Origin of the sequence: Bradyrhizobium sp. U531 (genome assembly GCF_051710265.1) — a bacterium.
In the GTDB taxonomy this organism is placed as follows: domain Bacteria; phylum Pseudomonadota; class Alphaproteobacteria; order Rhizobiales; family Xanthobacteraceae; genus Bradyrhizobium.
Genome location: NZ_JASVEN010000005.1, coordinates 1 through 19,452, shown reverse-complemented (window position 1 = coordinate 19,452; position 19,452 = coordinate 1). Strand labels below are relative to the sequence as shown.

Here is a 19,452-nt window from a genome sequence, read left to right as displayed (position 1 = left end):
GCTATCAGCGCAGGGCGAAATCAAGCCGGAATGTGGAATGTTTGGGAAACTATGGGAGGATCCCGCGCGCCTCGTCCGTACGGTGCGCCATTTGCGTTCCGAACAGATCGTCAATCGCATCAAACGGCGAATTTTTCCGCCCAGAATCTCGCATGGACCCGCGCCCGTTTTTCGCATGCCGACCGTGACATGGCGGAACGCTGCCGGACGGCCGGTCAGCATGCTGTCCCCCCGGCGCTTCCGGATTCTTGGGCAGGTGGCGGAGCTGCGGGACGGTGCCGGCTGGAACAATCCGGCAATGCCGAAGCTGTGGTTGTACAACCTGCACTATTTCGACGATTTGCGCGCCGAGGCCTGCGAGGCTCGTGCTTCATGGCATCGCGACCTGATCGACGCCTGGATCGCCGAAAATCGTCCCATGACGGGAAACGGCTGGGAGCCGTATCCGGTATCGCTGCGCATCGTGAACTGGGTCGCATGGGCGCTTTCGGGCAATGACCTGGGCTCTGCCGCACGCGACAGTCTGGCAACGCAGGCGCGCGCGCTGAACGCGTCGCTCGAGTATCATTTGCTGGGCAACCATCTGCTCGCGAACGCGAAGGCTCTTGTGTTCGCGGGTTGCTATTTCTCGGGAGCCGAAGCCGACCGATGGCGGCGCACTGGCCTCGATCTGCTGCAACGGGAGTGGCGTGAACAGGTGCTTTCGGACGGCGGCCACTTTGAACTCAGTCCGATGTATCACGCCATCCTGCTCGAGGATGTGCTGGATCTCATTCAGCTTTCGAGGATCTACCCGCAGGAGCTTGCTGAAGCGGCGTCGCAGTGGCCGATGCTGGCCGCGCGCATGCTGGCGTGGCTTGGTGAAATGGTCCATCCGGACGGGGAGATCGCCTTCTTCAATGACGCAGCGTTCGGCATCGCGAGGACGCGAGGGGAGCTTGCCGACTATGCAGCGTCGTTGAACGTCGCACGAAGCGCGGGCGAGGGGGCAGGTCGTTTGCTGGCTGACAGCGGTTACGTGCGGCTGTGCTCCGGTCCCTGGCTCGCGATCGTCGATGCGGCTGAAGTCGGTCCGTCCTACCTGCCTGGACATGCACACGCGGACACGCTCTCGCTCGAAGTGTCGTTTGACGGTCAGCGCCTGATCACCAACTCCGGAACGTCGTCCTATGCCCACGATGCTATTCGCGACGAAGAGCGATCGACTGGCGCGCACGCGACCGTCGAGATTGATGGAGAAAATTCCACCGAAGTGTGGGCGAGCTTCCGCGTCGGGCGGCGTGCGCATCCGCTTGGCAGATCGGTATCTGCGACCGGTGAAATCCAGTCGGCTTCTGCGAGCCACGACGGGTATCGCTGGCTGCCCGGCCACCCCGTCCATTATCGCAGCGTGACGGTGTCTCCGACTTCGCTGGTCATTCGGGATCGTGTCACGGGCGACGGAAACCACGCGATCGTCGGTCGCTTTCCGCTGCACCCCCTGGTCGGTCGCGTTCTTCCGGACGGGCCGGGTTGGTCAATCGAGTTGCCGGGCGGACAGCGAATTCGTGTGTCAGCCAGCGGAGCGTCGCAATTCTCGCTGAACGAAGGGTACTATGCTCCGAGCTTTGGCCAGCGAATCTTGCGACCGGTCCTCGCATGGCGCTATACGGGGGGGCTACCGATGGACGTCGAAACCCGGTTCGAGCTCTGATTTGCGCATACTTTTCGTCACTGATCACTATCCCCCCGAGGCGAGTGCAGCGTCCATCCGCTGCAGCACGCACGCGAAGCGTTGGATCGAGCGGGGGCATCAGGTCACGATGCTGACCAATTTTCCGAATTACCCGGATGGCAAGGTGTTCGGCGGCTATCGGCAATCGCTCTACAAGCGCGAGATGTACGAAACCGTGGACGTCCTGCGCATACCTACGCTGGTATTTCCGAATCGTGGTTCCATCCTGCGAATACTCGACTATTTGAGCTTCGTCGTGACGGCGAGCCTTGCGTCGGCCTTCGTTGCGCGGCCCGACGTCGTCATTGCGACGTCGCCGCACATCTTTGCCGCGATCGCTGGTTGGATCGTGAGCCGGGTTCACCGCAGACCGTTCGTGTTCGAAGTGCGCGATCTTTGGCCGGACTCGATTGTCGCCGTCGGCGCCATGAAGGAAGGGCGGGTGGTGAATTTTGTCCGGCGTGTGGAGCGCTTTCTCTATAGACGCTCGGATCTCATCGTTACGGTCACTCACGCGACCCGCGATGTGCTGGTGGCGCGGGGAATCGACGCCGACAAGATCGTCGTCATCACCAACGGCGCAGACACCGCGAAGCTCGCCCCTGGGGGCGCGCCAACGTCGTTGCGCCAGAAGCTCGGAGTCGAGAACAAGGTCGTCTTTTCGTACATAGGCACTGTCGGCATGGCGCACGGGTTGCAGCTCATCCTGGACGCGGCAGACGCGTGTCTGAGCCGCGTTCCCGAGGCTCAATTTATCATCGTCGGATCCGGTGCGGAGCGCGAGGAGCTGCAGCAACAGGCCGAACGCCGGGGACTGCGGAACGTGGTGTTTGTCGGTCGCGTTTCGCACGACGAGACGATCGACTATTGGCGTCTGAGCGACGTCACGCTGGTCTTGCTGAAAAACACCCCGCTGTTCAGGACGGTGTTGCCATCGAAAGTCTTCGAGGCCCTGGCGACCGGCACACCGATCATAACCAATGTGCTCGGTGAGCTGGAACGTCTGTTGGAGCCGCTGGGCGCCGCGGAGATCATCGAGCCGGATAGTGTCGAAGCATTGGTGGACGCCATTGGCGAACTCGCAGGGGATCCGGCGCGCCGGCATTTGCTTGCAGCTAACGCCGCTACCGGGGGCAAGCGCTACGAGCGCAGGGCGCTGGCCGACAGCATGCTGGAAGCCCTGCAACGGCTGTGCCCCGGGAAACCCGAAGAATCGGGCCGGTCGGATCGCGGTCTCGCTCAAGACGGGACGAACTAGCTGGGCAAGTCGCCGCAAAATGCTTCCAACTATCTGGAATTTAACAACTTTTTGGAGTGGCCAATTCCCGGCGTTTCGCCGGGTTCCCCTCTCATTTGAGTTTGTATATTTCAGCGCGACTGGTTACACAGCGCCGCCGGGGCTCCCCGGGTGAGCGTGAGCGGACAGCAAACCCGAAGATGCGAAAAGTCATTGCAATATTTGGAACGCGTCCGGAGGCCATCAAGATGGCGCCGGTCGTGACTGAGCTGCGGCGCAGCCAGAGCCTCGATCTGCGGGTCTGTGTGACAGGTCAGCATCGGGGCATGCTCGATCAGGTGCTGGATCTCTTCGCAATCAAGCCCGACCACGACCTCAACCTGATGTCGCCGAACCAGGCGTTGGACCAACTTACGGCCAAGCTTCTCGTAGGAATCGGACAGGTGCTGGATCAGGAGAAGCCGAACCTGGTCCTGGTCCACGGCGACACCTCGACCACGCTCGCCGGTTCGCTGGCTGCGTTCTATCGCAGGCTGGCCGTGGGGCATGTGGAAGCGGGTCTGCGATCCGGCTCGTTGTCCGCGCCCTGGCCGGAAGAGATGAACCGCCGGGTCACAACTCTTGCGACCCGGTTTCACTTCGCGCCAACCGAGCGGTCGCGGCAGAATCTCCTCGCTGAAGCGGTCGATCCTTCGCACATCCATCTGACCGGTAACACCGTCATCGATGCGCTGATGGAGACGGTGGAGCGGCTGAGGAGTTCGCCCTCGGCCGGCGCGGAATTGCGCGGACGGTTCAGCTACCTCGATCCCGATCTTCCTCTGATCCTCGTGACCGGACATCGGCGGGAGAACTTCGGTGACGGGTTCGAAAATATCTGCAATGCGCTGCTTGACATTGTCACACGGCACGACGTGCAGATCGTCTATCCTGTCCACCCCAATCCCAACGTCCTGGCGCCGGTCCAGCGCCTGCTCGGAGCCCAGAAGCGGATTCACTTGATCGCTCCTCTGGACTACGAACCGTTCGTCCATCTGATGGAGCGTTCGCGTCTCATCATCACCGACTCCGGCGGCGTGCAGGAAGAGGCGCCGTCGTTGGGCAAGCCGGTCCTGGTGATGCGCGAAACCACCGAGCGTCCCGAGGCTGTCGACGCCGGGACCGTGATTCTCGTGGGCACGTCCCGCGAGCGAATTGTCGAAGAGACGACCAGGTTGTTGACCGACCGCGATCACTACGAGCGGATGGCGCAATCGATTAATCCTTACGGCGACGGCGTCGCCGCAAAGCGAATTCGCAAGGTGATCGAGGATCAACTGTGAGCGACGTAAAGCTAAAAACGATTTGTGTCGTCGGGCTCGGCTATATCGGGCTCCCAACCGCGGTCGTACTCGCCTCGCGGGGTGTGTCGATCGTGGGTGTCGACGTCAGCGAGGCGGTCGTCGCCAAGATCAACCGCGGCCAGGTCCACATCGTGGAGCCCGACCTCGACGCGGTGACCGCGCGCGCGGTTCAGGTCGGAAAGTTGCGCGCGGCCACGAAGCCCGCACCGGCGGATGCCTTCATCATTGCCGTGCCCACGCCATTCCATAATGGAAAGGCGGACCTCAGCTATGTCGAGGCCGCCGCGGCATCCATCGCGCCGGTCCTGAAGAGCGGCGATCTCGTCGTGCTGGAATCGACCTCCCCGCCGGGCACGACGGAACGGATGGCAGCTCAGCTTGCGGCGTTGCGGCCCGATCTGCGCACGCCTGTGTCGGAGGACGACGATTGCGACGTTCACGTCGCCTATTGCCCTGAGCGCGTTTTGCCGGGACGCGTGCTGGTCGAGCTGGTCGAGAATGACCGTGTAATCGGCGGCATCACCGCCAAATGCTCGGCGCGCGCCGAGGAACTCTATCGCATCTTCTGCACCGGCAGCCTGCTCAAGACCAACGTCCGCACGGCGGAAATGTGCAAGCTGACCGAAAACTCGTTCCGCGACGTCGGCATTGCCTTTGCGAACGAGCTGTCGATCGTCTGCGACAAGCTCGACATCAACGTCTGGGAGCTGATCCGGCTCGCCAACCATCATCCGCGCGTTAATATTCTGCAGCCGGGCCCTGGCGTCGGCGGCCATTGTATCGCGGTGGATCCCTGGTTCATTGTCGAGGCGGCTCCGCAGGAGTCCCGCCTGATCCGTACTGCGCGCGAAGTCAACGACGGCAAGCCGACATACGTCGTCGAGAAGATCAAGACTGCCATCGCAGGCGCGCGGTCGCTCGGCGCCTTTCCGAAGGTGCTGACGCTCGGCCTTGCCTTCAAGCCCGACGTCGACGATTTTCGCGAAAGTCCGGCGCTTGAGATCGCCGAAGAAGTGGCTGAGTGGAACAGCTGCGAGCTGCTGATATCGGAGCCCTTCGCCGAGCTGTTGCCGGGAAAGCTCGCCACGCACAAGAACGTCCGCATGGTTCATGACATCACTCAGGCGATCGCCGAGGCGCATATTGTCGTCATGCTGGTCAACCATCGTGCCTACAATGAAATCGCGCCGGCCGAATTGAACGGCAAGGTAGTAATCGACACGCGCGGAGTATGGTCGTGAAGCAGCTTCTGGTCCGGTCGGGCAAGGTCTTCTTGCAGGATGTCCCGGCGCCCGTCGCCGGTCCGAAGAACGTGCTGGTCCGGGTGGAGCGTTCCTGCGTGAGCGTCGGCACCGAGATGGCCGGCGTCAAGATGTCGGGCCTCCCGCTGTATCGCCGCGCCCTCAAGCAGCCGCACCACGTCAAGCGCGTGCTTCAGCTCATGCGCGATCAGGGCGTGGCGCGCGTCTACAAGCAGGTCAAGGGCAAGCTCGATGCGGGATTGCCGACCGGGTACTCGGCCGCCGGCACCGTCATTGCCGTCGGATCGGAGGTCGACGGGATCGCGGTCGGCGATCGCGTTGCCTGCGCCGGCGCAGGTGTCGCTAACCACGCCGAGGTCATCGACGTCCCGGTCAATCTCTGCGTTCCCGTCCCGCAGCAGGTTTCGTTCGATGCCGCTGCCACGGTGACGCTGGGGGCCATCGCGATGCAGGGCGTGCGCCGCGCGCAGCCCACGCTCGGAGAGACCGCCGTGGTGATCGGGCTCGGAATTCTCGGGCAGATCACGGCGCAGCTCCTGACCGCCAATGGCTGCCGCGTCATCGGCACTGACGTGGACAACAAGCGCATTGCGACCGCACTGGAAAACGGCCTTGATTACGGCATCAATCCGAACGACGGCAATCTGGTCGATAATATCGTCAAGCTGACCGATGGTTTCGGTGCCGACGTTGCAATCATCACGGCAGCGGCCGCATCCAGCGACATTCTCGCCCAGGCTTTTCAGTCCTGTCGCAAGAAGGCGCGCGTGGTGATTGTCGGCGACGTCGGCCTGAACATGGCGCGATCGGACATCTACACCAAGGAGCTCGATGTCTTGATCTCCTGCTCCTACGGACCCGGGCGCTACGATCCCGTCTACGAGGAGGAGGGCACAGACTATCCGCTCGCCTATGTCCGCTGGACCGAGAACCGCAACATGGGCGAATATCTGCGGCTGATTGCAGCCGGCCGCATTCGGCTCGACAACATGTTGCAGGAGCCTTATGCGATCGACCGTGCCGAAGAGGCGTATAGCCGGCTGGCGGGCGAGGGCGAGAAGCCGTTGCTGGTCCTGTTGCAGTATCCGCACCGTGAAGTGGCCATACGGTCCGTCCTGCAGATCGCGCCTCCGAAGCCCGTCGATGGCCGCATCAAGATCGCGGTTGTCGGCGCTGGCAGCTTTGCGCAGGGCATGCATCTGCCCAACCTGAAGAAGCTCGGCGACAAGTTCGAACTTCGCAGCGTCGTGAGCCGCACCGGCCTCTCTGCGCGAACGGCCGCCGAGCGTTTCGGCTTCGGCACTGCGAGCACCGATTTTCAGGCTGTTCTCGACGACCCGCAGATCGATCTGGTCCTCATCGCGACCCGACACGACCTGCACGCCGAGATGACGCTGGCGGCATTGAAGGCTGGCAAACACGTCTTCGTCGAGAAGCCGACGTCGATGACCGAAGAGGGGCTGGACGCGATCGAGGCATTCTACACGGCCAACCCGAACGGACCGCTTCTGATGACGGGTTTCAACCGGCGGTTCGCGCCGGCTGTCGCTGCGGCGTGCGAAGTGCTCAAGGCCCGTTTGTCGCCGATGATCGTGAACTACCGCATGAATGCGGGGTACATTCCCGCAGACCATTGGGTGCATGGCCCACATGGCGGAGGCCGCAACATCGGCGAAGCATGCCACATCTACGATCTCTTCAACGCGCTCACCGGCAGCCAGCCCGTCGAGGTTCAGGCCCGGTCCATTGTACCTGCCAGCGGCCATTGGCGGCGTAACGACAATTTCGTCGCCACGGTGCGCTACGCCGATGGCTCGCTGTGCACGCTGACCTATACCTCGCTGGGCTCGAAGGAGTTCCCCAAGGAGCGCTTCGATATCTTCGTGGACGGGAAAGTTCTCGTGCTCGACGACTACAAGCGATTGGATGTCACCGGCGCAAAGGGGGGCTGGAAGGGCATGACCATTGAAAAGGGGCAGCTCGAGGAGTTGGCGGCACTCGCCGAGGCCTTCCATCCGGGCGGCAAATGGCCGATCTCGCTGGCCGATCAGGTGTCTGCGACGCGGGTCAGTTTCGCGGTCGAAAAGCAGCTCACCGAGTAAGGGGGCTCGTTCTGTCGTGGTGCTCGGACATCGTCGAAGGATTGATGTATGCCCCGCTTGAGTTTGAGAATTTCGAAGCGGCGGCGCGTTTTCTAGGTGTGAACGAATGTACGTGATCGGTATCAGCTCTGGCATCAAGCACGGCCACCACGATGGCGCGGCTGTGCTGTTGCGCGACGGGGAGTTGATCGCTGCCGCCGAGGAGGAGCGCTTCACGCTGGCCAAGCATGCGCGCGGCGAGCTGCCGCGTGGCGCAATCGGCTTCTGCCTGAAGCAGGCCGGCATCACCATGCGCGATGTCGACTGGATCTGCTCGCCGCTGAAGACCTACACCAATTACGCCCAGCGCCTGACCGAATATTTCCGCTACCAGTTCGGCCACAGCCCGAAGATCGAACTTTACGACCATCACCTCTGTCACGCTGCGAGCTCGTTCTATGGCTCCGGCTTTTCCGAGGCGACAGTTGCCTGCTTCGACTTCTCCGGGGATTCCAGCGCGGGCCTCGTCGCCCATGTGCGCGGCAACGACTTCCGCGTGCTGACGCGCTTCGCTCGTCACAACAGTCTTGGGCTCTATTACGGGATGCTGACGCAGTATCTCGGCTATCAAATGACCAATGACGAGTACAAGGTCATGGGCCTATCGTCCTACGGTAATCCCGAATATTTGGACAATTTCGCCAAACTCCTGTGTCCCAACGGCATCAATTACGAACTCGATCCCGAGCTCGACAAGCGCAGGCGTGACGCCGAGATATTCACCAGCGATTTCTCGACGCGACAGGAACGCATCTTCACCGAGAAGATGGAGGAAATCCTGGGTCCGCGGCGCCTGCGTGGCGCGCCGCTCGACCAGCGGCTGACCAACATCGCCGCGAGCGGCCAGAAGCAGCTTGAGATCGTCGCCACCGAGGTGATCCGCTCCGCGATCGCCGAGACGGGCTGCGGCGACGTTTGCATCGCCGGCGGCGTCGGGCTGAACTGCAAGATGAACATGGAGATCGCGGCCGAGCCGTCCGTCAAGCGCCTCTACGTTCCGCCGGTGCCGCACGATGCGGGCGTGGCGCTGGGGGGCGCCATGATGAAATGCGCCGAGGCCGGCCATACGATTGCGCCGCTGAACCACGCCTATTGGGGGCCGGAATATTCCAACGACACGATCCGGGAGACGCTGGACAAGATCGGTGCGAAGTTCGAGCTACTCGACGATCCGGTGGCGCGCTGTGTCAGCGACCTGACGGACCAGAAGACCGTGGGCTGGTTCCAGGGGCGGATGGAATACGGTCCGCGTGCGCTCGGCAACCGTTCGATCCTGGCCGATCCGCGCCAGGCCGGCATGAAGGACCGCATCAACCTCACGATCAAGTACCGCGAGGAATTCCGTCCGTTCTGTCCGTCGGTGCTGTACGAGCGCCAGGCCGAGTATTTCGAGGACACGTTCGACGCGCCGTTCATGGTCGTGACGTTTCCGGTCAACGAGAAGGTCGCCGAGACCATGCCCGCGGTGGTCCATGTCGACAACACCGCGCGTATCCAGAGCGTCCACCCCGACAGCAACCCACTCTACAGCCGCCTGATCGGCGAGTTCGCGAAGGCGACCTCACTGCCGGTCCTGATCAACACCAGCCTCAACATCAACGAGCAGCCGACCGTGAACGCACCACTGGAAGCGCTGCACACCTATTTCTGCTCGGGGCTGGACGTGCTGTACCTCGGTAACTACCGGCTGTCAAAGCCACGCTAGACAAAAGAATCGGTCCGACCGATGGCTGCACGGACCGATGACGCAGTTCGCCGTTTGTGTCAGAGCTAATCGTGAATTGCCCGAGTTGGTGAAGGATCTGAGAGCGTTTGTCCGACGAATACAGCATCAGAGCGTTTTCATGAACTTCAGCGGAACACGACGGGTCAGTCTCGCCGTCGGTGTGGCGGTCGCCGCCTACATCATGACCTCGGGTGCAGCCGCTCTCATTCCGTTTCCGGTTGGACAAGAGCAACTCGGCCTATTGTTCTTTCCTGAAAAGGTTCCTTACGCGTGGATGACCTCGCTCGGATCTGTGACCTACTGGTTCTTATTTTTGTTGACCCCCGTAGTCGTGCCGATAGCCGCGATTGCCACCGAGAGGGCCTTTTCGTCAGCAGGCATCTCGTTCTCCGATGAGGTCCCTTTGTGGATTCCACTCGCGCTGGCGGGCGCCATGATAGCTTTCTGTGTCTACAAGCTTGCCCAGGCCGGCGGCTTGTCCGCAAGTGAGGCGTGGAATCAGAGCATGTGTTACGAACAGAAGATCCTGAGGCGGGTCGAATTATTCAAGCTGCTTGGCAACAAGTACTATTCGTTCGTCTATTCGAGCCTACCCATCGTCGGTTGCTATCTTCTGGCGCGTGGATTGCTTAAGCGCGAAAAGCTCAGCCTTGGAGCCTGCGCGGCGCTGAGTTTGGTCGTTCTTTGGCTTGATGTCGCAACCATTCAGAAGGCGCCCGCGCTTCTCTATGTGCTGGTGCTCGGATTGACGTTGGCGCTTTCCGGATTCGGCCTCGTGCGCACCGCGATCGTGACGGTCGCGGCGGGAGGAACGATCTACCTGGCCCTCGCGCTTAGTCAATTTTGCGTAGTGCCAGAGCCGGAAAAGCCCGTCCGGCCGCCGGCGCCACTCGCGAGTCCGCAAATACAGCCGCACTCGATGCCGCTTGCCGGCCCCGACAATTCATCCACGCTCGGTCCGCAAACGTCCGAGCCCCGCTCGCAGTCGACCTCCGACGGAAAGTCGAGGGAACGCGAAATTCATGAAGTGGTGCGGAAGGCGACCGAGATATTGAGAGCCAGTATCTTCAGGATGGCGGTCGGAATTCCATACTATGTGCAGATCTTTTCGGACCCCGATCAACGTTGCGGAATAGTGCGGCCGGTCGTGAGAGGAATTCTTGCTCCGCAGCCTTGCTATCCGGCCACCAAAGTGTTCGCGGCAATCTATCCCGTCATCACGTACACGACGGGTTCGCAGCCAGCCGGTGTGAGTCTATCGGGCTATGCGGAAGGAGGGCTTTTTTACGCTGTTTTGGCGACCGTGATTGCTGGTTCGCTGATTGGTTTGATTTCAGTCTTGGCGAGAGGCAACGATCCCATGAGCATTGCCATGCAGGTGGCGGCCTGCCTTTACGCGTATTACGTAACGCAGGTTCCTCTTACGGCGACGCTGCTGGATAGTTACGGTCTGGTTTGGTTGATCGCCCCGCTTGTCACAATACGTGCGCTGACATGGATGACGAGCATCCCTCGCCGAAAATGAGCGAGTCAGAATTGGATTGAGCCACTCACGTTTGGTCCAAGGAGAGGGCCTGCCGCACAAATGTTTGGAAAAGTCCGTCCTGAAACGATAGGCCCTGAATGCCGGCAGCCTCGGCCGCATCGAGGTCGCTTGGCTTGTCGCCGATCAGGATGCTTCTGTGGGGGCACCGGGAAGCGATTGATGAGGTCGGTAATCATGCCGACCGCCGGCTTGAGGCGGTCGCTAAAGCGCCGATAGCGCTCGATCACCGCATCGGGATGGTTGGGCACTATTCAAACGCATCGATATGCGCGCCGATCCATGCAAGCTCCGCGTTAATCAAACGATGGAGAGTTTGGACGTCGCTCTCTTCGTAGAATCCGCGAGCCACACCTGGCTGGTTGATGAGGATTAAGGCAAATTAGCCGGCGTCGTTGGCGAGTTGACTGCTTCACGAGCGCCTTCGGTCCACTCGAACTTGCTTGCCTCGCAGACGTAGCCTCGATCTAGATCGGGCACGCCGTCGCGGTCGAAAAAGGACGGCCGGGCGGCGCGCCGTTGTCGCTGTCATCTGTTGCCCCTATGAGTTCTGATCTTTCCATGCAAGTGGTTGGTCAAGGACGCGGGCGTTCGCCCCTTTGATGCTGGTGGAGCGGATGAGAGGTCACGTTGCGGTCGAGCGATCCGCGGCGAAATCTCAACAGTTTTTGGACGCGCCACGAAATGAGGGCGATGATCGCGACTGTCAGGATGATTGGCAGGATTGCGAGCTCGATGGGTTTGTCATCGAGTAGCGACGCTCGTCCGGTCGCGCCGAGGAAGGTGAACAGGAAAACCTGCGGGGCGCTGAACACCAGGGTAGCCAGGATGAACGACACCAAGCGGATCTTTGTAAGCCCGAAGAGATAGTTCTGTAACGCGCTCGGCAGCGGGGCACCCAGTCGCATGAGAGCGACAATGCGCCATCCTTCCTTGTCGACCGCTTGGGCTATCGCTTCCAGTTTGGATCGTCGTTCAAGCTTTTGCCGAAACCATTCGGACGCGATATAGCGGGCAAGCAGAAACGCCAGCGTTCCTCCCGCCGTGCCGGCCACCAAGATGATGGGAGCCGCACCGATCCCGAACGATGCGCCCGCCGCCACGATAAGGATCGTCCGAGGAAAGACGATCAGCGCCGCCAATACGAAGAATAGTGCGAGAATGGCACCCGATGTGACCGAAGGATGCCCCAGGCCCCGGAATGCCTCGAGGATGTAGTCTGTCATGGGAGCTTGCTTTGCGCTATCTGGGCGGACGAATCAATCCACCCCGCAAGCCCTTACTTCTTGATTGACCTGAATGGTGGTCTATGACGGTAATGGCAACTTGCAATAGTCGTTTTTGGATCGTTTTGAATAATCGGTGGAAGGACTATCTCCATACGTCGAAGGTTCGACGTGTGGCAATCTATTCAGTCGGGATGGCCCGGCGGGGTCGTGCTCGTCCTAATCACCTTTTTCGGCCTTCTCGACCTTGCGCTTGAGAAGCGGATGTACAGGAATTGCCTGGCGGGGCACCAGGACAGGCGATTTCTCTGCCTGACGGAAGAGCGTGCATCAGGACTCGGATTCTGCGTCCCTTGATTTCCCGCGGCCAATAAACACATATGCGCGTCCGTGCGGCCATGGGGTGCAAGAACGGATGCCGCTGCGCCGTCCCGTCCGTACTCGTTCTGCGCGAATTCCTGTTGCAATGGGGCGCTTACCGTTCGTCAGGCCCACTTTCCCGTCGTTCGGCAGCGCGCCCGGGGCTGACCAGTTCGACATTGCGGCCAAGTTTCGTCACCGCGCGCAGTGTACCGGCGATCCCCTCCCGCAGTGCATCGCTTGATGCACTCGTCTCGGCTTTCAGCGTCATCGCGTCGGCTTCGTCCTGTCGCTTAACGATGAGGCGCAGGCAGCGGAGCGCTGAATGGCGCTTGCCGACTCGGCGACCTGCTCTGGGCGAATGAACATGCCCTTGACCTTTGGTCCGGTTGGCGCGGCCCATCCAGCCCTCGATGCCAGTAGTACGGCCGCTTCGAGATTTCGATCACCTCGGGCGTGTCGTTCCCCGAACTCGCCGACTTTGCGGAACTCGGCGTTCCCGAGAGGACAAGTGTCTGCACGTCGAGGGCGATCGCGTCTGCAATCGCGCCGAGATAGGTCGCCGTCGTGCTCGGGTCCGGCGGATAGAACTCCGTCGCGAGGATGAAGCTGGGAGCTTTCGTCACGTCGTTATCCGCTTGCCAGAAGCGGCAGGATGAAGTCGCGGAGGTTTCCACCTGGAAAGGCGTGACCCGGCAAGCCCGCGGCGCGCGCCGCCTCGATGTCCGATGGCCTGTCGCCGACCACGAAGCTCCTGTTCGTATCGACGGGAAACCTGCTCAGGAGGTCAACGATCATGCCGGGTTGCGGCTTGCGCCGCTCGCTGACGAGTCGATAACGTTCGATCTGCCCTTCAGGATGAAAGGGGCAATACTCGAAGGCGTCGATGCGGGCGCCGCTGGCCTCCAGCTCGCGCGCCATCCAGTCGTGCAGCCGATGGACGTCGGTCTCTTCGTAGAAGCCCCTGGCCACGCCCGACTGGTTGGTGATGACGAAGACGAAATAGCCGGCATCGTTGGCCGCCTTGACCGCGTCGATCGCTCCGTCGATCCAGACGAATTTGTCGATCTCGAACAGGTAGTCGGTGTCGACATTCAAGACGCCGTCGCGATCGAAGAAAACAGCCGGGCGCAGCGTCCGGTCGATCGCGGGGCTCTCTCTGTCGCGGGACATTTCGGCTCGAGTTCGTGGTCTCTGTAGGAAGGCGCGAAACCGCCGCCGCGGCCCGGTCGCCTTGTGCGCTCAGTATCACGATTGTGTTCCAGGTCCAATCCGTCTCGGCGCCTCTCGCTGGCCGGCCCCGAGCCGTTCCCGGGGTTGACCCGTACGGGACGATGTGGCCAAGAAGGAGCGTGGAAACGTGCTTCGTTCGGCACTTTGTGTGCATCCACCCATTTCAAATGCTGCGGGAACAAGGTCGGCCATGACTCAACGTGTTGCTCTGATTACTGGCGTGACCGGTCAGGACGGCGCTTATCTGGCCGAATATCTGCTGTCGCTCGGCTATGTCGTGCACGGCATCAAGCGGCGTTCGTCCTCGTTCAACACGGCGCGCGTCGATCATCTCTACCAGGACCCGCATGCCGGTAACGTGCCGTTCCTGATGCACTACGGCGACATGACGGACTCGACCAATCTGATCCGCCTGGTGCAGCAGATCAGGCCGACCGAGATCTACAATCTCGCGGCCCAGAGCCATGTCGCCGTCAGCTTCGAGAGCCCGGAATACACCGCGAATGCCGATGCGATCGGCGTGCTGCGCCTGCTGGAAGCGATCCGCATCCTCGGCATGGAGAAGGAGACGCGGTTCTACCAGGCCTCGACCTCCGAGCTCTATGGCCTCGTGCAGGAGATTCCACAGAAGGAAACCACGCCGTTCTATCCGCGCTCGCCCTATGGCGTGGCCAAACTCTACGGCTACTGGATCACGGTGAACTACCGCGAAGCCTACGGCATGTTCGCGTCCAACGGCATCCTGTTCAACCATGAGAGCCCGATCCGCGGCGAGACCTTCGTCACCCGCAAGATCACCCGTGGCGTGTCGCGCATCGAGGTCGGTCTCGAACAGACGCTCTATCTCGGCAATCTCGAAGCCAAGCGCGACTGGGGCCATGCGAAGGACTACGTCGAGGGCATGCACAGGATCCTGCAGGCCGACAAGCCCGACGATTTCGTGCTCGCGACCGGCGAGATGCACTCGGTGCGCGAGATGATCGAGCTGTCCTTCGCGCATGTCGGTCGTCGCATCGAATGGCGCGGCACGGGCGTGGACGAGACCGGCATCGATGTCGTCAGCGGCAAGACCGTGGTGAAAGTCGATCCGACCTATTTCCGCCCGACCGAGGTCGACCTCCTCATCGGCGACGCCAGCAAGGCGCAGCAGGTGCTGGGCTGGAAGCCCAAGCGGACCTTTGCCCAGCTGGTCGAGGAGATGATGGCGAGCGATCTAGCGGAGGCGAAGCGGGACGCGACCCATGGCAAACGCAGCGTTTGAGCTGAAGGACAAGAGCGTCTACGTCGCCGGCCATCGCGGCATGGTCGGCAGCGCGATCGCGCGCCGGCTGGCACAGGAGGACGTTGAGATCATCACGGCGGGCCGGCGCGATCTCGATCTCTGCAACCAGGCCGCCGTGTTCGACTGGTTCGCCAGGGTGCGGCCGCAGGTCGTGTTCATGGCGGCCGCCAAGGTCGGCGGCATCGTCGCCAACAACACGCTCCGCGCCGAGTTCATCTACGAGAACATCGCGATCGCGGCGAACGTGATCCAGGCTGCGCATCTGAACGGCGTCCAGAAGCTCATGTTCCTCGGCTCGTCCTGCATCTATCCGAAACTCGCGCCGCAGCCGCTGCGTGAAGACTCGATGCTGACAGGCCCGCTGGAGCCGACCAACGAACCCTATGCCATCGCCAAGATCGCCGGCATCAAGATGGCGGAAGCCTATCGAAGCCAGTTTGGCTGCGATTTCATCAGCGTAATGCCGACCAATCTCTACGGTCCCGGCGATAATTATCACCCCGAGCTGAGTCACGTCGTTGCTGCCCTAATCCGCCGCTTTCATGAAGCCAAGCTGTCGAGTGCAAAGACCGTCGCTGTGTGGGGCACCGGCACACCGCGCCGCGAGTTCTTATATGTCGACGACATGGCGGATGCTTGCGTGCATCTCATGAAGACTTATTCGGGAGTGGAGCCGATCAACATCGGCACCGGGGAGGACGTCGCGATTTCCGAGTTCGCACGCGCGGTCGCTGATATCGTCGGCTATCGCGGCGAGTTTAGTTTTGACATCTCGCGCCCTGATGGCACGCCGCGCAAGCGACTTGACGTTAGCCGACTAGCCTGGCTCGGTTGGCGCGCAACGACCTCACTTCACGACGGCTTAAGGCTCGCATACGAGGCTTTTCTGATAGAGCAAGGTGCGCGACCTGAAACTTGATTGCGGCTCGCGCGCTTCGATTTTTCAGCGCATTTGGCTTTCACCTTGACTGGAGTCCTTTCTCGGGGCGCCGCTGGGAGACATCATCCAGCGTGCGCTTCGGGCAAGCACCAACGCTCTGCGGATCGCCTTCGCGCGACGGAACTTGCTGCTAAAATGCCAGTCGGTCTCACAGGTCACTCAGGCGCGATTATCATCCTCGCGATATTCAGAAACGACCCTTCTCGCTTTCGGATGCCCTAATTGTTGGCTCGCATCACCGTGCCCCCCGCGACACCCACGCCAATAACGTACATCCAGCCCTCGTGGAAGTCGAAGAGATGGGAGTTGAGTAGGGAGGTGAAGATGTTTTGCACCACCACCAGCAGACCGATCCAGCAGGCCAACCCGTCTCCGCGAAACAGCAAGAAATGTAGCATCCAGATCGTGTATAGAACGACAATGCTCATTATGCCCCACTGCACGGCGACATGCAGCGTTTGGCTATGCGGGTTTGGAAACACTCTGACGCCTGGAACCCAAGAGGGCTCTTTCGAGGCCCTTTCGAACAGTCCTTGCGAGGAGCCGGTGCCATGCCCTTTCAATGGAGCCTGCACAAAAACTGAACGGCGTGGCGCCAATACTCTAGACGCTCGCCCATAGATGTGGGGACACTCTTTTGCATGTAGAGTTGGTAGTCCAGCGAAAAGGTGTCGGCCGTCCTACGCAGTTGGGGTGAGACTTGCAATGCGATCGCGGCTAAGGCGACCAGAGATACGGTGATGATAGCGATGCTGCGCCACCTTAGATGAAGCAAACCAAACATACCGAGCATGATCGGCATGGTAACCAACGCGGTGCGGGAGATGACGACGAAAGCCATGTTGACCACGAAGCTCAGTGCTAGCGCGGTAAATAGAGCGGCAAACCAATAGCGCTTGTCGCGCCGCAACGTCATCACAGGATAGGCGAGTGCAACCGCACACAAGGCGAATTCCTGGCTCTGGTCGATGTAGTTTTTGACAAAGATCCCGCGCTCAAGCGGATCATAAGGTCTTAACGATAGACCCGGATAGAGGACGACCAGCCAGGACATCAAACATAGGATTGCGCAGGATGCGAGGAAGGCGATGAACATCCAGTGGCCGCGCTCCGAGCGTTCGAAATGGTAGAGCAACACGGGCAGTACTAGAAGCTTGACGGTCGGGCTGATGGCATGGAGGCGCTGGCTCGAAGCCGCGTCCGACCAGAGTGTGCCGAGCAGTGCGAGCGAAACGAGAGCGATAGGGGCCGCACAGATCGGACGTGTCAGCGACTTCAGGAACGCCCTGAGCTCAAGGAACGGTACCATGCAAAGCAAAACATGCCATTGAAGATGGCCGTGAGGGACGTCGACCAAGGTAGCGACGCGACGGTAAGAACTGCAAAAAGATCGGCCGTCTCGCCCCACGCTGCTGGGCTGCGAAAACGACGCCGCAGCATCTGGCCTGTGGTTTCTCGCAAAAGTGCCGTCACAAAAGCCTCCAAGCCAGGGCGATACGAGGTCCTGAGAACGACTTTATAAGTTCGACCGCCGATAGACGGCTTGGGATGTTCTAGTCCATAGGAGCAATTTTGCGCGTGTCGTGGGCTCAGCTGATCATTCGGTCGGCCTCACAAGCGGCGATACGTGCAGCAAGGGCTCGACGCCTGGACCCGGCTAATGTGCCCAAACCTCGCTCTAGCAAGACAGCTTTTCATGTCTATAAGCTGCCGTAAGGATCCATGCGACTAAAATGCCGCTACCGACGGAACTTACGGGGCCAATGTGTGTTCGAGTAAGAATCGGCCCTCATCCGCCTTAGCCGCTCTAGCAGATTCCCCGTCAGATTTTATCGGCGTTGCCCGTTTAGCAGTGTAAGTGTCAATCTGCAAAGAGGCCTGCGCAAATGAAGAAGCAACTTAGGGAATTCCGGCGGTTGCAATTCGTCTGCTTGGAACAAGCGTCAGCCGCCTCGACAGAGCTTGAAAAGAATGCTTTTTTGGAAGTCGCTGGTCAATATGAGCTAGCTGTCAATTCCAGCATGCTCTTAAGGACGGCCAGTCGAAAGGTACAGATGGAAGGCGATCTTCAATTGCAATCCCAAAGACCACCGGGGGAGTGTCGGGCCGGGGCAAGTGAAGTTTTTGCATATACAAAAAGTTTTCTCTGGTTTGCATTTCTTCTTTTGGTTGTGATTTTTGTCGCCTTTTACGTGCCTTGGTGAGTTTCCGCTACGACCGTTATCGGGAAACGACGCCGCGTTGCAACGTTGACCCTCAACTTAGTCTGGCGAAATGAGTTGAGGTCTTTTAGCAGCGTCAGCCGCCGCAACTGGGCTCCACTGAGCAGTGCTTCGAATAGCGAGAGGACCTCTCGCGCCTGGACATAGGCTTCCATACTTACCGCGTGTTGATCGAAGCCGTGGGCTTGAAGACGGGCGTCGATCTCGGTTGCGGCATTCGGATCCAGTTGCCAGTCTAATGCATTCCGAACAATATGGAATTCGGCAAGGCTTTGAAGTGAGGATGAATTGCCCGTGACATCAAGGCGCCGAAGGATTGTCTCAATAGCCTTGTGGCGAGACGTGTTTAAGAATCTATGACGTAATACTCGGTACCGTTGGATCTCCCAAGACGACTCAGCGGCATCGATCGCGCGAGCAGCCACTCGATGGCAGATCGAGGATCGAGGTCGCGGAAGATTGCGGTTTGAAGAGAGTGATAGCACTCGATGTTCTCTCCAGGCAGAAGTTGGGGCGGAGGACATAACGCTTCATATTGAGGTGGCAAGACGCTCGCCGGGTGCGGTTTGCGCAGATCGACCGGACCATTCATTGACCTTGCGTCTCCAGTGGCGGGCGCGGCGGTAGAGCGACCGGTATGCCTGCCGTCAGATGGACGGGGCTGGCATCCCAAAGGCCCTTCGCGATCGGCAAGGGCGCAATTTGCAGATTGGTCCACCAAGCTCTTTCATTCCAGTGCCGGTGCAGGGATTGGTGGTGAGATCGGCAGAGCGGTACTGTGAACTCGTCGCTGACCTTGCGTCCTAAGGTGCGTGGTTGGGCGAACTTAAGGTGATGCGCATCGGCGGGAGTCTTTTGGCAGACGAGGCACCCCTGGCTGCGAATGAAGGCGAGGTGATCCTTGCTCCGCTTTCGAGGCGGTTTTTTCGGGAAGGCAAGGCCGGCTTGTGCTTGCCGAGCGGGGACGACAGCCCCGTCGATGTTGCTGGAATCGTTCGCAGGGCCTTCGTCGGGGAGAGCGGTTGCGGAGGACCCGGGCTGCTGGTCCGCCGAATGGTTGTCGGGCAGAGGGGCGTCCCCGATCCGTTTTTGATACGTGGCTTCAAGAACGCGGGCATCGGCCTCCAGGAAAGTGTTTTTGAGGGGGAGCTGATCCGTCTCCCTCCGGTGAGGGCCGTCTTGCCGGGTTAAGAGGAGTGCTGTGTAACAGCCCTTATGGACAG

The 19,452-nt window shown here is 60.5% G+C and carries 14 protein-coding genes and 2 pseudogenes; 10 read left to right on the top strand and 6 right to left on the bottom strand.

Annotation, left to right across the window (positions count from 1 at the left end):
* Positions 1-37: 37 nt before the first annotated feature.
* The 7 genes from QRQ56_RS22615 (at position 38) to QRQ56_RS22585 (ending at position 10,948) form a co-directional block, all read left to right on the top strand.
* Positions 38-1,693: a heparinase II/III family protein gene (locus tag QRQ56_RS22615; protein ID WP_438743052.1), complete on the top strand. Its 1,656-nt coding sequence runs from the start codon at positions 38-40 to the stop codon at positions 1,691-1,693.
* Entirely contained in the window at positions 1,596-2,972 is a 1,377-nt protein-coding gene (locus QRQ56_RS22610; protein ID WP_438743050.1) for a glycosyltransferase family 4 protein, read from the top strand. Before QRQ56_RS22615 ends, QRQ56_RS22610 begins: the two co-directional genes overlap by 98 nt.
* A gap of 179 nt (positions 2,973-3,151) precedes the next feature.
* Entirely contained in the window at positions 3,152-4,273 is a 1,122-nt protein-coding gene (gene wecB / locus QRQ56_RS22605) for a non-hydrolyzing UDP-N-acetylglucosamine 2-epimerase (RefSeq protein WP_438743049.1), read from the top strand.
* Positions 4,270-5,535, top strand: a complete 1,266-nt coding sequence (wecC, locus tag QRQ56_RS22600) for a UDP-N-acetyl-D-mannosamine dehydrogenase (RefSeq protein WP_438743047.1) — start codon at positions 4,270-4,272, stop codon at positions 5,533-5,535. Before wecB ends, wecC begins: the two co-directional genes overlap by 4 nt.
* Complete coding sequence (locus QRQ56_RS22595) at positions 5,532-7,658, top strand: bi-domain-containing oxidoreductase (RefSeq protein WP_438743045.1); 2,127 nt, start codon at positions 5,532-5,534, stop codon at positions 7,656-7,658. The genes wecC and QRQ56_RS22595 overlap by 4 nt, the downstream gene beginning before the upstream one ends.
* A gap of 106 nt (positions 7,659-7,764) precedes the next feature.
* Positions 7,765-9,402: a carbamoyltransferase family protein gene (locus QRQ56_RS22590; RefSeq protein WP_438743043.1), complete on the top strand. Its 1,638-nt coding sequence runs from the start codon at positions 7,765-7,767 to the stop codon at positions 9,400-9,402.
* A gap of 37 nt (positions 9,403-9,439) precedes the next feature.
* The gene (locus tag QRQ56_RS22585; protein ID WP_438743041.1) at positions 9,440-10,948 is read left to right on the top strand and encodes a hypothetical protein; all 1,509 of its coding nucleotides are present in this window, start codon (positions 9,440-9,442) and stop codon (positions 10,946-10,948) included.
* A gap of 25 nt (positions 10,949-10,973) precedes the next feature.
* Here QRQ56_RS22585 and QRQ56_RS22580 read toward each other — a convergent pair whose 3' ends face one another.
* From QRQ56_RS22580 to QRQ56_RS22565, 4 genes and pseudogenes are all read right to left on the bottom strand, one after another.
* Positions 10,974-11,093, bottom strand: coding sequence for a hypothetical protein (locus QRQ56_RS22580; RefSeq protein ID WP_438743724.1), 120 nt, complete (start codon positions 11,091-11,093; stop codon positions 10,974-10,976).
* A 448-nt stretch (positions 11,094-11,541) separates the two neighbouring features.
* Positions 11,542-12,192 (bottom strand): TVP38/TMEM64 family protein, encoded by a 651-nt coding sequence (locus tag QRQ56_RS22575; protein ID WP_438743040.1) that lies wholly within the window; start codon positions 12,190-12,192, stop codon positions 11,542-11,544.
* A gap of 492 nt (positions 12,193-12,684) precedes the next feature.
* Positions 12,685-12,991 (bottom strand): annotated as a pseudogene (locus QRQ56_RS22570) (phenylacetate--CoA ligase family protein); the annotation flags it as partial.
* Positions 12,992-13,182: 191 nt separating this feature from the next.
* Positions 13,183-13,725: a D-glycero-alpha-D-manno-heptose-1,7-bisphosphate 7-phosphatase gene (locus tag QRQ56_RS22565; protein ID WP_438743038.1), complete on the bottom strand. Its 543-nt coding sequence runs from the start codon at positions 13,723-13,725 to the stop codon at positions 13,183-13,185.
* Between the two features lie 250 nt (positions 13,726-13,975).
* Between QRQ56_RS22565 and gmd the strand changes: the two genes are divergently transcribed.
* The gene (gene gmd / locus QRQ56_RS22560; RefSeq protein WP_438743037.1) at positions 13,976-15,046 is read left to right on the top strand and encodes a GDP-mannose 4,6-dehydratase; all 1,071 of its coding nucleotides are present in this window, start codon (positions 13,976-13,978) and stop codon (positions 15,044-15,046) included.
* Positions 15,027-15,986: a GDP-L-fucose synthase gene (fcl, locus tag QRQ56_RS22555; RefSeq protein ID WP_438743035.1), complete on the top strand. Its 960-nt coding sequence runs from the start codon at positions 15,027-15,029 to the stop codon at positions 15,984-15,986. The genes gmd and fcl overlap by 20 nt, the downstream gene beginning before the upstream one ends.
* 239 nt (positions 15,987-16,225) lie before the next feature.
* Here the strand turns inward: fcl and QRQ56_RS22550 are convergent.
* Positions 16,226-17,480 (bottom strand): annotated as a pseudogene (locus QRQ56_RS22550) (O-antigen ligase family protein).
* A 413-nt stretch (positions 17,481-17,893) separates the two neighbouring features.
* Between QRQ56_RS22550 and QRQ56_RS22545 the strand changes: the two are divergent.
* Entirely contained in the window at positions 17,894-18,211 is a 318-nt protein-coding gene (locus tag QRQ56_RS22545) for a hypothetical protein (protein WP_438743033.1), read from the top strand.
* 606 nt (positions 18,212-18,817) lie between these two features.
* On the opposite strand, the gene QRQ56_RS22540 is transcribed toward QRQ56_RS22545, so the two are convergent.
* Positions 18,818-19,452 (bottom strand): DUF968 domain-containing protein (locus QRQ56_RS22540; protein ID WP_438743032.1); only part of this gene is annotated, 635 nt, incomplete at its 5' end.

What these genes read in the sequence shown, in the direction of transcription:
- QRQ56_RS22615 (WP_438743052.1), top strand. Translation starts at nt 38, where the DNA reads ATGTTTGGGAAACTATGGGAGGATCCCGCGCGCCTCGTCCGTACGGTG.
- QRQ56_RS22610 (WP_438743050.1), top strand. Translation starts at nt 1,596, where the DNA reads ATGCTCCGAGCTTTGGCCAGCGAATCTTGCGACCGGTCCTCGCATGGC.
- wecB (WP_438743049.1), top strand. Translation starts at nt 3,152, where the DNA reads ATGCGAAAAGTCATTGCAATATTTGGAACGCGTCCGGAGGCCATCAAG.
- QRQ56_RS22590 (WP_438743043.1), top strand. Translation starts at nt 7,765, where the DNA reads ATGTACGTGATCGGTATCAGCTCTGGCATCAAGCACGGCCACCACGAT.
- QRQ56_RS22585 (WP_438743041.1), top strand. Translation starts at nt 9,440, where the DNA reads ATGACGCAGTTCGCCGTTTGTGTCAGAGCTAATCGTGAATTGCCCGAG.
- QRQ56_RS22575 (WP_438743040.1), bottom strand. Translation starts at nt 12,192, where the DNA reads ATGACAGACTACATCCTCGAGGCATTCCGGGGCCTGGGGCATCCTTCG.
- QRQ56_RS22565 (WP_438743038.1), bottom strand. Translation starts at nt 13,725, where the DNA reads ATGTCCCGCGACAGAGAGAGCCCCGCGATCGACCGGACGCTGCGCCCG.
- gmd (WP_438743037.1), top strand. Translation starts at nt 13,976, where the DNA reads ATGACTCAACGTGTTGCTCTGATTACTGGCGTGACCGGTCAGGACGGC.
- fcl (WP_438743035.1), top strand. Translation starts at nt 15,027, where the DNA reads ATGGCAAACGCAGCGTTTGAGCTGAAGGACAAGAGCGTCTACGTCGCC.
- QRQ56_RS22545 (WP_438743033.1), top strand. Translation starts at nt 17,894, where the DNA reads ATGAAGAAGCAACTTAGGGAATTCCGGCGGTTGCAATTCGTCTGCTTG.